Source organism: Serratia sp. Nf2 (assembly GCF_003028435.1).
Classification (GTDB): domain Bacteria; phylum Pseudomonadota; class Gammaproteobacteria; order Enterobacterales; family Enterobacteriaceae; genus Serratia; species Serratia marcescens_L.
In genome coordinates this window covers 369,245-382,884 of the sequence record NZ_PYTW01000003.1, presented here as the reverse complement: position 1 = coordinate 382,884, position 13,640 = coordinate 369,245, and the positions used below count along the sequence as shown (strand labels likewise).

At 61.9% G+C, this 13,640-nt stretch carries 12 protein-coding genes; 9 read left to right on the top strand and 3 right to left on the bottom strand.

Going from position 1 to position 13,640, the window contains the following annotated elements; genetic code table 11:
* Positions 1-15: 15 nt before the first annotated feature.
* The gene (gene metQ / locus C9411_RS09630) at positions 16-831 is read right to left on the bottom strand and encodes a methionine ABC transporter substrate-binding lipoprotein MetQ (protein ID WP_063989564.1); all 816 of its coding nucleotides are present in this window, start codon (positions 829-831) and stop codon (positions 16-18) included.
* Positions 832-1,067: 236 nt separating this feature from the next.
* Here metQ and C9411_RS09625 point away from each other — a divergent pair, with 236 nt between their 5' ends.
* Positions 1,068-1,586: a hypothetical protein gene (locus C9411_RS09625; protein WP_107226948.1), complete on the top strand. Its 519-nt coding sequence runs from the start codon at positions 1,068-1,070 to the stop codon at positions 1,584-1,586.
* Between the two features lie 148 nt (positions 1,587-1,734).
* The gene (locus C9411_RS09620; protein WP_049204172.1) at positions 1,735-2,160 is read left to right on the top strand and encodes a universal stress protein; all 426 of its coding nucleotides are present in this window, start codon (positions 1,735-1,737) and stop codon (positions 2,158-2,160) included.
* A 43-nt stretch (positions 2,161-2,203) separates the two neighbouring features.
* On the opposite strand, the gene ygjK is transcribed toward C9411_RS09620, so the two are convergent.
* Together ygjK and ygjJ are read right to left on the bottom strand one after the other, a co-directional pair.
* Positions 2,204-4,579, bottom strand: a complete 2,376-nt coding sequence (ygjK, locus tag C9411_RS09615; RefSeq protein ID WP_107226947.1) for an alpha-glucosidase — start codon at positions 4,577-4,579, stop codon at positions 2,204-2,206.
* 17 nt (positions 4,580-4,596) lie between these two features.
* Positions 4,597-5,667, bottom strand: coding sequence for a protein YgjJ (gene ygjJ, locus C9411_RS09610; protein WP_063989565.1), 1,071 nt, complete (start codon positions 5,665-5,667; stop codon positions 4,597-4,599).
* Between the two features lie 336 nt (positions 5,668-6,003).
* Here ygjJ and ebgR point away from each other — a divergent pair, with 336 nt between their 5' ends.
* The 7 genes from ebgR (at position 6,004) to C9411_RS09575 (ending at position 13,638) form a co-directional block, all read left to right on the top strand.
* Positions 6,004-6,984, top strand: coding sequence for a transcriptional regulator EbgR (gene ebgR, locus C9411_RS09605; RefSeq protein ID WP_107226946.1), 981 nt, complete (start codon positions 6,004-6,006; stop codon positions 6,982-6,984).
* A gap of 170 nt (positions 6,985-7,154) precedes the next feature.
* Positions 7,155-10,244, top strand: coding sequence for a beta-galactosidase subunit alpha (gene ebgA / locus C9411_RS09600; RefSeq protein ID WP_107226945.1), 3,090 nt, complete (start codon positions 7,155-7,157; stop codon positions 10,242-10,244).
* Positions 10,241-10,693, top strand: a complete 453-nt coding sequence (locus C9411_RS09595) for a beta-galactosidase subunit beta (protein ID WP_107226944.1) — start codon at positions 10,241-10,243, stop codon at positions 10,691-10,693. Before ebgA ends, C9411_RS09595 begins: the two co-directional genes overlap by 4 nt.
* Positions 10,694-10,751: 58 nt before the next feature.
* Positions 10,752-12,254 (top strand): amino acid permease, encoded by a 1,503-nt coding sequence (locus C9411_RS09590; protein ID WP_063989569.1) that lies wholly within the window; start codon positions 10,752-10,754, stop codon positions 12,252-12,254.
* A gap of 104 nt (positions 12,255-12,358) precedes the next feature.
* A complete protein-coding gene (locus tag C9411_RS09585) occupies positions 12,359-12,673 on the top strand; it encodes a helix-turn-helix transcriptional regulator (protein WP_063989570.1) in 315 nt (104 codons plus the stop codon).
* On the top strand, positions 12,670-12,999 hold the full coding sequence (locus tag C9411_RS09580; RefSeq protein ID WP_107226943.1) for an SRPBCC domain-containing protein: 330 nt from the start codon (positions 12,670-12,672) through the stop codon (positions 12,997-12,999). The genes C9411_RS09585 and C9411_RS09580 overlap by 4 nt, the downstream gene beginning before the upstream one ends.
* A 45-nt stretch (positions 13,000-13,044) precedes the next feature.
* The gene (locus C9411_RS09575) at positions 13,045-13,638 is read left to right on the top strand and encodes an ATP-dependent Clp protease proteolytic subunit (protein ID WP_063989572.1); all 594 of its coding nucleotides are present in this window, start codon (positions 13,045-13,047) and stop codon (positions 13,636-13,638) included.
* Positions 13,639-13,640: the final 2 nt, after the last annotated feature.

Here is a 13,640-nt window from a genome sequence, read left to right as displayed (position 1 = left end):
GCATGCGGGGGAGGGTTACCAGCCTTTGACGGCGTCGCCCTTGTAGATGTCGGCGGCGCTGGCCGCCACTTCGTCGGTCTGATAGGCCTTGACCAGATCCTTCACTTTCTCGCTGTCTTTGTTGTCGATGCGGCTGGCGAATATATTGACGTACGGCGAGTTTTTGTCTTCGACAAACAGCCCGTCCTTGGCCGGCGACAGGCCGATCTGGCTGGAATAGTTGGTGTTGATGATCGCCAGCGTCACCTGTTGGTCGTCCAGCGCGCGCGGCAGCTGCGGCGCTTCAATCTCGACGATCTTCAGCTTTTTCGGGTTGCCGACGATGTCCAGTGCGGTCGGCAGCAGGCCGACGCCGTCTTTCAGGGTGATCAGCCCCTGTTTTTGCAACAGCAGCAGCGAGCGGCCCAGGTTGGTCGGATCGTTCGGCACCGCCACCTGCGCGCCGTCCGGCAGTTGGCTGAGTGCGGTTATCTTCTTCGAATACCCGGCGATCGGGTAGACGAAGGTGTTGCCCACCGCCGCCAGTTTGTAGCCGCGCTCCTGCATCTGCTTGTCCAGATACGGCTTGTGCTGGAAGGCGTTGATGTCCAGATCGCCGTTGTTCAGCGCTTCGTTCGGCAGCACGTAGTCGTTGAATGTCACCACCTCCACGTCCAGATCGTATTTCTGCTTGGCGACCTTTTGCACCACCGCCCACAGCGACTGATCGATGCCGGCGCTGATGCCGACCTTGATGTGGTGATCGTCCTGTGTGGCTGGGCCGCAGGCGGTCAGCAGCAGCGTGCCGGCGGCGGCCAGCGCCAGGGTGAGGTTTTTCAGCGTAAATGTCATTTTCCCAGGGTCCTTGTCAACATTGCCTGCTAATTTTGGCGGGCAGAATAGTGGCAGTGACTGTAGGTAATCGCTGGGCTAAAACAAAATACTGATTCACTATGACTCATAGCGATTAGCTATGAGCGGCCGCCGCCTGGCGCGGTGCGGATTGTTTTGACGGCGAATCGGCGGGCTTATTATGATAGCCGTTGGCCCGTGAGGGCAGACTGGGTACTGAAACGAAGGAAAAGACAATGCGATTGAACATTTGGAGCAAGGCGCTGCTGCCGCTGGTGGTGTTGGCCTGCGTCTCGGCGACTCAGGTTCGGGCGGCGGAGAGCGATACCGGGCCGATCCCCAAACAGCTGCTGGGCAACTGGCGCGTCAGTAAAATTGTGCCGACCCAGACCACCGGCTGCTGGGATCAACAGCAGGCGCAGAGCCTGATCGGCGGCAAAATCAGCTACAAAGCGGATGCGTTCAGCTGGAACGGCACGGCGCTGAAAAGCGAAGGGGCCACCGTCAGCACCGTAGAAGCGCAGGAGTTTGTCGAGGACAATTCCGGCAGCAGCTCCTACATCGATTTCCCGATGCTGGGCATCAGCACGCCGTCGGTCGAACGCGTGGCCATTCAGCACGCGGATACCGCCATCAAAGGCATCACCGATCAGGGCACCGATGGGGTGCCCGGCGATAACGTGCTGGTGAAAGACGCCAACACGCTGATCCTGTCGCTGTGCAACGTCTGGTTTGAGGCGCAGCGCGAGAAGTAATTTTTTGCCTTCAGCCCCGGTAACGGGGCTTTCCCACCGCGTCGCCATCCGTCATACGCGCCATTTCTGAACTAAAATTAACCATAACGATATGACCCCGGCGTGATATCGGAGCCTCGGCTCTACCGAGTCCATGACAGGAGGCGCTATGTGTTACCACCATATTGTCATCGCCACCGATCTGAGCGATGACGGCAAACGGCTGGTCGAAAAGGGGGCGCTGCTGGCGGAGGCGCTGCAGGCCAAACTCTCGCTGATCTATGTGGACGTTCACTACGACACCTACCACGCGGCGATCGGCTTTTCGGAGCGCAGCGATAACGGCGTGCCGTTCGAAGAGAAGATCCGCAAAGAGCTGGAGCCCACCACGCAAAACGTCAATTACCCGATCGCGGAAGTGATTATCGGACGCGGCGGCTTCGTTGACGAACTGCGCACGGCAGTCGTGGATAAGAACATCGATCTGCTGGTGTTCGGCCATCACCACGATCTGTGGAGCAACCTGTTTTCTTCCACCCGCAATGCCATCAACCAGCTCAATATCGACGTACTGGTGATCCCGATCCGCTCATAAACGCGGGCCACCGCCGGGCAACGATGGCGGTGGCCGCAGCGGCTTATTGCGTGAAGAAGTCGTTATACAACATGTACAGGTGCGCCGCGCTCCAGGAGAAGTTCGGCGCGCCTTGCTGCTTGCCGGTGAGCGGGTTGTAGTTCTCGCGGATCGGCCCGTCGGCGACCAAGCCGTCGGCGTGGCGGAAGAAGGCCTGCGCCATTGCCACCGCGTCGTCGCGATAGCCGTAGCGCTCCATGCCCTTGAGGCCGAAATACAGCTGATCGACCCACACGCGGCCGCGCCAGTAGATGTCCGCGCCGAACGCCGGGTTGGTCAGCGCCGCGGTGCCGAGCGGCACGTAGGTATTGAACTCACGCGGATCCTTCATCACCCTGACCACCGCATCGGCGTGCGGCTGGCTGGCGGCGCCGTTGAACAGCGGCGACCAGCCTTCCGGCCCTTTGCCGCGTTCGACGATCGGTTTGCCGGCGCAGCCGTTGGCCAACGGCCGGCTTTCGATGCGGATGTCATAGAAGAAACCGCTCTGCTTGTCGAACATGCAGGTGTTGATGTAGGCCGCCAGCCGGTCGGCTTTGGCGCGGAAGGCAGCGGCCTCGGCACCGCGGCCCAGAATATCGGCCATCTCCGCCAGATAGCGGTTGTCGCTGTACATATAGCTGGCCTGATCCACCGACTCCTGCAGCAGCGAGTAGCCGAGCAGCGTGCCGTCCGGCGCGCGGTTTTCGGCGAATTTCACCTGCCAATCTTCGCGTTTGCCGCCCTGGGCCACATAGCGCGCCAATTGTTCCGGATCGATAAAACCGAATACCGCCGCATCGTCGCGGCCCGACTCCCAGGAGGCGGCGGTCTGCGCCGGGATCTCGATGCTGTCGTACTGCCCCTCTCGCACGATGCGATCGTAATTGTCGAGGCCGGCCAGCGTTTGCTCGCGCTGCCCGCGCTTGACGGTAAACAACATGCGCCCGTCGGGGGTATTGTGCGCTTTGTCGCGGGTGGCGCCGTACTCCGGCACGCCGTTGCCGTTGTGATCGCGGTTGCGCAGCCACCAGTCATGGTAGGCCACCAGCTTCGGGTACATCTCCGCCAGCCAGCCCTTATCGCCGGTGACGCGATACACTTCCATCACCGCCCAGGCCGCCAGGCTCGGCTTGGTGTTGCGCTCGTTCCAGTTGCCGCCGTCGCCGCCGCGCTCCGGGCTGGGGTTGTAGGCGATAAGGTCGGGCAGAAAACCGGCGTCCCACGGGCGCAGGGTGTCGCCCGGCCGGATCTGGAAGGCGAATACTGCGCGAATGTTGTCCTTGGCCACGTCCGGGTTGAAGTGCGCCATGGCGTAGGCCTGCTTCCAGGTGTCCCACGGCCAGGTTTGGTTGCCGGAGAACCAGCGCCCGGTCACCGACGGGGTGACCGAGTCGAACTTCATCGCCCCGGCTGCGCCGCGCCAGTTGCCGTTCAGCGTTTCCATCGCTTTGACCGCCACGCGGGTTTGTTCCGGCGTGGCGTGCGGGTTGCTGAGCCCAGTGGCGAGATAGCGTTCCCAACGCTGGGCCGACGCGGCCATATAGCGCTGCGGGTGAGCGAGGATATCGGCGATAGCGCGCTGTTCGCGCTGCGCCTCTTCGGCGGTGAGCAGGTGCGAGTAGGTGGTGTACAGGGTGGTGGAACCGGTGATGCGCGCCGTGGCGCGGAAGCGGTGGCCGTCGACCGTGGTACGCTGCGGCAGCGATTTGTGGATCTGATACTCGGACTGGCCCGAGGTCATCAGCTGCGACGGCGCGCGCACCTTGCCGAAGGTGACGCGCAGGCCGTCAGCGGTCGGCACAATGCGGCGCGTGTAGTCCGGAAACGCCTGCTCGAGGGTCGCCGGCGGCTGCGGTTTTTGCTCTTTGGCCGCGTAGCGCTCCAGCAATTCACCGTCCCACACCAGATCCAGCGGCGTGTCGGTCAGGATTTGGGTTTCCAGCAGCGAGGTGCGCGCAGCGGCGAAGCGCAGCGTCAGGTTGACGGTCACGCCCGGCGCGCTGAGCCGCTGCACCAGGGCGCCGGGCAGGCTGTAGGCCGTCATGGTGAAATGCACCGGTTTACCGTCTCGATAGACGCTGAGCCGATCGAAATTGTTGGCCATAAAGTTGATGTACTCTTCGGTCAGCAGCGCCGGGCCGGGGAAACCGCCCATGCCTTCCGGCCCGCTAGGCAACAGGTGGCCGTGCCAGGCGCCGAGATCGAAGAACGGATTGAAGCGCTGGTGATCGTCGAAATCGTAGTCGAGCATAAAGTGCGGCGCGCCGTGGCGGTCGATGACGTTTTTATAGCGCTCGGCCAACGGGGCGTCGGCGTCGGGCATTTTCGGCGCACAGCCCGTCAGCGCCAACGCGAGGGTGAGGGCAGTGGCCAGCGGGGTCAGGGGAGTCATGTTCATCGTAGAAGCCTCAACGGTTACCAATAGAAATATTGCATCAGAAACACCGAGTTGCTGGCATCGGTGCTGTCGTTGCGCATGAAGAATTTGCTGTCCAGCGCGGTGGCCAGTTTGCCGCCGGCGTATTCGTACCAGACGCCGAACTGGGCGTATGAGGTGGCGGTATCCGCCGCGTTATCAAACCGGTGGCGGGCGTAGCTGTAGGCGGTGGAGAGAAACAGCCCTTTGGCGGTTTCCGTCATCGCGCTGAGCATCAGGCCCGACTCGCTGCCGGGATGGCCGCCGCTGTCGCCTTTGCCGGTGTGGTGCCAGACGCGGCCGGCCAGGTGCTGGCCGCGCAGCCCCAGCAGAAACAGCTGCCCCAGACCGTCGGTCACTTCCAGGCCGGTCAGCAGCGTCAGATTGTCCTGCAGGTCGTACTGGGTGTAGCCGTTGACCATCGCCCGATAGGTATACTTGTCGGAATAGCGGTCGTATTTACCGAAGTGCAGCAGCGCCTTGCTCTCGTCGATGCGGCTTTCCGGCGCCGCCGTCACGCTGTAGCGAAAGCGCCCGGTCAGGTTTTGCAGTTTGGCGGCGTAGCTGAGATCGCGGGTATTGGGGATCACGTAGCCATACTCCGGCGTGAAGTCACCCCACCATTGCAAATCGTCGAGCGACGAATCGTTGCGCACGCTGAGCATCATCTCGGTGCCGTCGTCGGTGCGGTAACCGCCGTAAAAGCGGTTCAACCCGCCCTCGAAACCGCCCCAGCCGTGGCCCGGCGTCCAGGCGTGGCCCTGGCTGTCCGCCTGCACGGTCCAGCCTTCGCCGTAAATCAGCCCGAACCAGTGGCCCCGCTTGATCTCCAGGCCACCTTCGATATAGGTGCCGTCGCTGTATTGATGCTGATGTTCGCCGTTCAAATAGACGCTGCCGCCGATGCCGAGCTCGCCGTAAAAACGCAGGGCGGTCGCGGCGCTATCGGGTAGCGGCGGCGGAGGGAGCTGATTGCGCTCCGCCGGGGTAACCGGTTCTTGAGCCGCCCAGGCGGGTGCGCTAACGAGCAGCAGCAAGGGCAACAGGGCGTGATGGCTTAGTAGTTTCATGGGGCATAGGCCTGATGTTGGGTGGTTCGGCACGTCAGCCGAGCGGCGGCTCACGCGAGGTCGCTCCCGGCTCCCTGGGAGAAGAGAAAAAGTCCGCCCTTATGGGCGGTAAACGGCAGGTATATTAGTAAAATATTTAGTAAAAAATACGCTTAAATCAGTAAAGCGTTAACTTGATCACAGCGGGCGAAATGGGTATCTTTCGCTGCAGGTGCCCGGCAACGGCTGGCATGAGCGTGCTCTGGCCCGGTCTGGCAAGGAGAGGAGGCGGGCGGCGCTGTACGCCGCGGCGCTATCCGTTTAAGCTACCGTTTTTCGTCTGTGCATTGGGACTCTATGGCCACACTGAAGGAAATTGCTGAAGCCGCTAATGTGTCCGTCGCCACCGTTTCGCGCGTGTTGAATGACGACCCCACCCTGAGCGTGAAAGCGCAAACCCGCCAGAAGATCCTGGAAGCGGCGGAGCGCCTCGAATACAAGGTCGCGCTTTCCAAACGGCAAAGCGGGCAACGCCTGCATTTCGCCGCGCTGTTTACCTACACGCAGGGCGTGGAGATCAACGATCCCTATTACCTGGCGATGCGCTACGGCATCGAAACGCAGTGCGAAAAGCTGGGCGTGGCGCTGAGCGCCGGCTACGACTTCAACGGCGACAAGGCGCTGCCGGCGGCCGACGGCCTGCTGGTGATCGGCCGGCCACAGCCCGCGCTGTATGAGCAGCTCAGGCAGCAGGAAACGCCGGTCGTATTCATCGACGGCGTGGTGGAGGATGAGCGGTTCGACTGCGTCAATGTCGACCTGTACAAGATCAGCCGCAAGGTGATCGACTACTTCATCGGCCGCGGCTATCAGCGCATCGGCTTTATCGGCGGCCGCGACGATCCGGCCGGTATCGACCAGCGCGAACAGGCGTTCGTCGAGTATGGCCGGCAGCAAAACGTGGTGCGAGCGCAGGATATTTACCACGGCGATTTCAGCAGCCAGTCGGGCTACCAGTGCGCCAAAGCGATGTTGCAGAGCAAGAATGGCTATCCGCCGGCGCTGCTGGTGGCGACCGATTCGATCGCGATCGGCGTGCTGCGCGCGCTGCACGAACACGGCATTCAGGTGCCGGGGCAGATCGCGCTGATCAGCGTCAACGACATTCCCACCGCCCGCTTTATTTTCCCCGCCTTGTCCACGGTGCGCATCCCTTCGGAAACCATGGGCGCACAGGCCGTCAACCTGCTGGTGGAGCGGCTGCGCGATGAGCGCGCCGTCCCGCTGTCGATCTTCGTTCCCAGCTCGCTGCAGCTACGCGACACCACCGTCGCCTGACCGGCCCCCGCCTCGGCGGGGCGTTGCGTTGGCGCCCAAAATTAACGTCATGATAAAAAAAGGCATTTGAGATTTATTGTGATCCTGTCGTCATTTGGTAAATATCAACTGTAGTTTTTACTAAATATTTACTATCGTTTCCGCATTGCACAGGTGTCGGGAGACGTGACGTGAATAATTGGGAAAATATTGAAAAACAGTCGGAGCACCGGTTGGCGCCGCGCGCGAGCTTCTTCAGCTACGCGGACGCCGGGCAGGCGCTGAGCTTCGATCGCAACGCCAGCCGGCGCTTCCAACTGCTGAGCGGCCGCTGGCGTTTTCGCTTCTTCGAGCACCCGGCGCAGGTGCCGGCGGCGTTTTACCGGGAGCCGATGAACGACTGGGGCGATATGGCGGTGCCGGGCATGTGGCAGTTGGAAGGGCACGGCCACCTGCAGTACACCGACGAGGGCTTCCCGTTCCCGATCGACGTGCCTTACGTGCCGACCAACAACCCCACCGGTGCCTATCAGCGCCACTTTACGCTCGACGCCGGTTGGCAAGATCAGCAGGTGCTGATCAAATTCGACGGCGTGGAAACCTACTTCGAGGTGTACGTTAACGGCGACTATGTCGGCTTCAGCAAGGGCAGCCGACTGTGCGCCGAGTTCGACATCAGCCCCTATGTGCGGCAGGGCGAGAACCTGCTGTCGGTGCGGGTGATGCAGTGGGCCGATTCCACCTACATCGAAGATCAGGACATGTGGTGGATGGCCGGCATCTTTCGCGACGTCTACCTGATCGGCCAGCGCGCTACCCACATTCACGACCTGACGCTGGTCACCACCTTCGATGAACGCTACTGCGACGCGCAGTTGGCGATCGACGCCGAGCTGCGCCATCTCGGTGTGCAGGCCGCCGAGGGCTGCCGCCTGCAGGCGCAGCTGTTCGACGGCGATCGCTGCGTGGCGGAGCAGTGGCGCGACGATCTGCGCATCGAGCAGGCGCTGAACTGCCGTTTCGAACTGCCGGTCAGCCGTCCGCAGCAGTGGAATGCGGAAAATCCCTATCTGTATCAGCTGCTGCTCAGCCTGTATGACGGCGCCGGCAATCTGCTGGGCGTGGTGCCGCAGCGGGTAGGGTTCCGCGAGATCGCGGTACGTGACGGGCTGATGTACGTCAATGGGCGCTACCTCAAACTGCACGGCGTCAACCGCCACGATCACGATCACCGCAAAGGGCGCGCCGTCGATATGGCACGGGTGGAGCGAGACATCGTGCTGATGAAGCAGCACAACATCAACTCGGTGCGCACCGCCCATTACCCCAACGACCCGCGCTTTTACGAGCTGTGTGATATCTATGGTCTGTTCGTGATGGCGGAGACCGATCTGGAGAGCCACGGCTTCGCCAACGTCGGCGATCTAAGCCGCATCACCGACGATCCGCACTGGGAGCAGGCCTACGTCGAGCGCATCGAGCGCCACGTGGCGGCGCAGAAAAACCACCCGTCGATCATCATCTGGTCGCTGGGTAACGAGTCCGGCTACGGCTGCAACATTCGTGCCATGGCCCGGCGCTGCAAGGCGCTCGATCCGACCCGTCTGATCCACTATGAAGAAGATCGCGACGCCGAAGTGACCGACGTGATCAGCACCATGTATTCCCGGGTGGCGATGATGAACGCCTTCGGCGAATACCCGCACCCCAAACCGCGCATCCTGTGCGAATACGCCCACGCGATGGGCAATGGCCCCGGCGGGCTGTTCGAATACCAGTCGGTGTTCAACCGTCACGCCAGTTTGCAGGGGCACTACATCTGGGAGTGGTGCGATCACGGCCTGCTGAGCCACGACGCGCAGGGGCGCGAACGCTACCAGTACGGCGGTGATTACGGCGACTACCCGAACAACTACAACTTCTGTATGGACGGCCTGATCTACCCGGACCAACGCCCCGGCCCCGGCCTGCGGGAATACCAGCAGGTGCTGTGCCCGGTGGAGGTGACGGCGGAAGAGGGCGCGGGTGACGTGCTGCGGGTGAAAAACCGCTATTGGTTCAGCTCGCTGGCGGACATCACGCTGAAGGTCAGCGTCAAGACCGACGGCCGCCAGGTGGCAAGTTACGAATTCAAGCTGCCGCATCTGCAGCCGGGCGAGAGCGAGGACATGCATCTGCCGGTGTTGGCGCTGGGGCCGGGGGAAACGCTGATCGACGTGGCGGTGCATAAGGACAGCGCCACCCGCTACAGCGAGAGCGACCAGCGGTTGGGGCATTATCAGCATCTGCGCCAGGCGGCGACGCGGCGACCGGCTCCACCGTTGGCCGATGCGCCGGCGCTGCAATGCCGCGAGGAAAACCATCAGCTGATCGTCAGCGGCGGCCGGTTCCAGCTGGCGTTCTCGCTGCTGAGCGGCGAACTGCAGTCGTGGCGGGTAGACGGTGAAGACGTGGTGGGACGAGCGCCGCGCATCACCTTCTTCAAACCGGTGATCGATAACCATAAACAGGAATATGAGGGGATTTGGCTGCCGCAACATTTCCCCATCATGCAGCAGCACTTCCGCCGCCTCAGCCGGCAATGGCAGGGCGAAGATCTGCAGCTCGAGGTGCACAGCCTGATCGCGCCGCCGGTGTTCGACTTTGGCATGCGCTGCACCTACCGCTGGTGCATCTCCCCGCAGGGCCACGTCAGCCTGGATCTGTCCGGTGAGCCTTACGGCGATTTCCGGCAGATTATCCCGAAAATCGGTCTCGATTTCGGCATCAGTCGCCGCTTCGAGCAGGTGGAATACTACGGCCGCGGACCGGGCGAGAACTACCGTGACAGCTGCCGGGCCAACCTCATCGGCCACTACCGGCAGCGCGCCGACGCGCTGTTCGAATACTATCCGTTCCCGCAGGACAACGGCAACCGGCAGGACGTGCGCTGGCTGAGCCTGCAGGACGCGGCGGGCAAGGGGATCTTCATCCAGCCGCGGCGGCCGATCAATTTCAGCCTGTGGCCTTACAGCGCTGAGATGCTGCACCAGGCCCAACACATCAACGAGCTGGAGCCGAGCGACTGCCTGACGCTGAACCTGGACGACCAGATCCTCGGTCTCGGCTCCAACTCCTGGGGCTCCGAAGTGCTGGATACCCACCGGGTCTATCTGGCGCCGTTCAGCTACGGCTTCACGCTGGTGCCGTTCGACGGGCGGCAAACGCAGGGCGCCGCGCTCGCCGGTTATGACTTCGCGCCCGCTCACCATCACCCGCAGTCTGCGGAGGAAAACGCATGATCATTCTCGAATCCCTGGCGGAGTTCCAGCGCATTTATCGCAGCGGCAAGAAGTGGCTGCGCTGCATGGAGGCGATCGCCAATGTCGATCGCATCAGCCCAAACGTGTGCCATTCGATCGGCGACTCGCTGACGTATCGGCTGAGCGTCGGCGTCGGCCGCCGGCACGGCTGGCTGGAGGGCAATCGCCGTTACTTCGACGTGCACTATTACCTCGACGGGGAAGAGAGCGTCGAGGTCGCCGAAAAACGGGCGCTGACGACGGTGGCACCCTATCAGGACGAAACCGACCGCGAGTTTTTCAGCGGCGAGGGCGAGAAGCGCCGGGTCGGCAAGGGCAACGTGGTGATCTTCGAAAACCACCAGGCTCACCGCTTCACAGAAAGCGGCAAGGTAAAAAAAGTCATTTTAAAAGTGACGGTGGAAGACAGCTATTTCGTCAATAAATAGCGCGCTCGCCGATCGATAACAACAAACCGAAGTCCCCTACACCATTCGGAGAATCTCTATGGCTGCGTCGAACAGAAACACCATCGGCAAGTTTGGCCTGCTGTCGATGACGTTTGCGGCAGTGTTCAGTTTCAACAACGTGATTAACAACAATATTCAGCTCGGGGTCGCCTCGTCGCCGGTGTTCCTGGTGGCGACGATCATTTACTTCATTCCCTTTTGCCTGATCATCGCCGAGTTCGTCTCGCTCAACCGCAATTCCGAGGCCGGCGTCTATGCCTGGGTGAAAAGCGCGCTCGGCGGGCGTTGGGCGTTTATCACCGCCTACACCTATTGGTTCGTAAACCTGTTCTTCTTCACCGCGCTATTGCCGCGCGTCATCGCCTACGCCTCTTACGCGTTTTTAGGCTATGACTACGTGTTTACGCCGCTGACCACGGCGATCATCAGCATCTTCCTGTTCGCCTTCTCGACCTACATCTCCAACAGCGGCGCGAAACTGTTGGGGCCGATGACCTCGGTGACCTCGTCGCTGATGCTGCTGCTGACGTTTTCCTACATCGTTCTGGCGGGCGCGGCGGTGCTGGGCGGCATTGAGCCGGCCGACCCGATCAACGTGCAGGCGATGACGCCGAACTTCAACTGGGCGTTCCTCGGCATTACCGCCTGGATCTTCCAGGCGGCGGGCGGGGCGGAATCTGTGGCGGTGTACGTGAACGATGTGAAAGGCGGCAGCCGCGCCTTCGTGAAGGTGATCATCGTTTCCGGGCTGTTCATCGGCGTGCTGTATTCGGTGTCTTCGCTGCTGATTAACGTCTTCGTGCACCGCACCGATCTGCACTTTACCGGCGGTACGGTACAGGTGTTCGAAGGCCTGTCGGCGCACTTCGGCCTGCCGACGGTGCTGATGAACCGCTTCGTCGGCATCGTTTCCTTCACCGCCATGTTCGGTTCGCTGCTGATGTGGACGGCGGCGCCGGTGAAGATTTTCTTCACCGAAATCCCGAAGGGCATTTTCGGCGAGAAAACCATTCGCCTGAACCGGCACGGCGTGCCGACGCGCGCCGCCTGGATCCAGTTTTTCATCGTTATCCCGCTGATGCTGATCCCGACGTTGGGTTCCAGCAGCGTGCAGGACTTGATGAACACGCTGATCAACATGACCGCCGCCGCCTCGATGCTGCCGCCGCTGTTCATCATGTTGGCCTACCTGAATCTGCGGCTGAAGTACGACCGGGTGGCGCGCGATTTCAAAATGGGCTCGCGCCTGCAGGGCATCGCCATCGTCAGCGTGCTGATCGCCATCTTCACCGTCGGTTTCTTCGCCTCGACGTTCCCGACCGGCGCCAGCATCATGACCATCGTGTTCTATAACGTCGGCGGGCTGGTGGTGTTCCTGGGTTACGCCTGGTGGAAGTACAACCGCTACTCGAAGAGCCTGAACGCCGAGGCGCGCTACCACGAAGATATGCCGCTGGCGCGTCTCGCGCTGGAGGCGCAGGAAGGGGCGCCGGCCGGGCAACCCGCGCTGGCCACGCCCGCTTGCAATAAGCCGCTGTAATCTCTCCTCTATCGGCTCCGCGCACCGGCGCGGAGTCTCGCTTCGCGGAAAAAATTCCTGCCCCGGCGTTTGCATAATACATAAGTGAATACTAATGTTTTTATATGAACGAAAATGACATCTTCAAAGCGTTGGCCGATCCGACCCGCCGCACCATCTTCGACAAACTCGCCGCCGGCAGCATGAACGCCAGCGCGCTGCGCGAAGGGTTGCCCATCAGCCAGTCGGCAATGTCGCAACACCTGGCGGTGCTGCGCAATGCCGGGCTGATACGCGAGGCGAAGCAGGGGCGCTGCGTCAATTATCAGGTCGACCCGGACGGGTTGGCGCAGATTGCCCAGTGGCTGGCGAAGTACCGCACCTGGTGGCCGGCGCGCATCGACGCGCTGCAAACCTTGCTAAAGGACATGGATCAATGAACAAACGGGCTGAGCCGCCGCCGCACGATCGGCTGGTATTGGAGTATGCGCTCGATGCGCCGCCGGAAAAAGTGTGGCGGGCGCTCAGCATTCCCGCGCTGCGCGAGCAGTGGCTGCCGACGTGCGACCTGGCGCAGGCCGAGCCGCTGGCCACTACGCCGGGCGAGGCGGTGAGCTATCGCCTGCGTGACGACCAGCCGCCGTTTCTCGAAAGCGTGGTGACGCTGCAGATCGTGCCGGATGCCGGCGGCGGCATCCTGCTGCGGATTATTCACCAGCTTGATGCCGCCAACGACGGCCCGACGACGGTGATGCGCGCCGCCTGATGCGTTAAACACACTTCCCTTTGTTGCCAACCCAGGAGTTCACCGATGCGTGAGAAGATGATGCTCGTCCCAATGGTGGTGGAGCAGACCAGCCGGGGAGAACGTTCCTTTGATATTTATTCGCGTCTGCTGCGCGATCGGATCGTGTTCCTCAACGGCGAAGTCAATGACGACGTGGCCGAAATGCTGTGCGCCCAACTGCTGTTTCTGGAGGCGGAAAACCCGGAAAAACCGATCCACCTGTACATCAACTCGCCGGGCGGAGTGATCAGCAGCGGGCTGGCGATTTACGACACCATGCAGTACATCCGTGCGCCGGTGCATACCCTGTGCATGGGCACCGCGCGTTCGATGGGCTCGTTCCTGCTGATGGCCGGCGAACCGGGGCACCGCATGGCGCTGCCCAACGCCAGCCTGCACGTGCACCAGCCGCTGGGCGGCTTTCAGGGGCAGGCCTCCGACATCTTGATCCACGCCGAAGAGATGAAGCGCACCAAAGAGCGAGTGATTCGGCTTTACGCTCAACATTGCGGCCTGAGTGATGAGGCGGTGGAGCAGGCGCTGGATCGCGATCGCTTCATGACCGCCGACGAAGCGGCGGCCTGGGGGCTGATCGATAAGGTGCTGCGGGAGCGGTAAAT

Coding starts and splice junctions, on each gene's coding strand:
- metQ (WP_063989564.1), bottom strand. CDS start 831: ATGACATTTACGCTGAAAAACCTCACCCTGGCGCTGGCCGCCGCCGGC.
- C9411_RS09625 (WP_107226948.1), top strand. CDS start 1,068: ATGCGATTGAACATTTGGAGCAAGGCGCTGCTGCCGCTGGTGGTGTTG.
- C9411_RS09620 (WP_049204172.1), top strand. CDS start 1,735: ATGTGTTACCACCATATTGTCATCGCCACCGATCTGAGCGATGACGGC.
- ygjK (WP_107226947.1), bottom strand. CDS start 4,579: ATGAACATGACTCCCCTGACCCCGCTGGCCACTGCCCTCACCCTCGCG.
- ygjJ (WP_063989565.1), bottom strand. CDS start 5,667: ATGAAACTACTAAGCCATCACGCCCTGTTGCCCTTGCTGCTGCTCGTT.
- ebgR (WP_107226946.1), top strand. CDS start 6,004: ATGGCCACACTGAAGGAAATTGCTGAAGCCGCTAATGTGTCCGTCGCC.
- C9411_RS09595 (WP_107226944.1), top strand. CDS start 10,241: ATGATCATTCTCGAATCCCTGGCGGAGTTCCAGCGCATTTATCGCAGC.
- C9411_RS09590 (WP_063989569.1), top strand. CDS start 10,752: ATGGCTGCGTCGAACAGAAACACCATCGGCAAGTTTGGCCTGCTGTCG.
- C9411_RS09585 (WP_063989570.1), top strand. CDS start 12,359: ATGAACGAAAATGACATCTTCAAAGCGTTGGCCGATCCGACCCGCCGC.
- C9411_RS09580 (WP_107226943.1), top strand. CDS start 12,670: ATGAACAAACGGGCTGAGCCGCCGCCGCACGATCGGCTGGTATTGGAG.
- C9411_RS09575 (WP_063989572.1), top strand. CDS start 13,045: ATGCGTGAGAAGATGATGCTCGTCCCAATGGTGGTGGAGCAGACCAGC.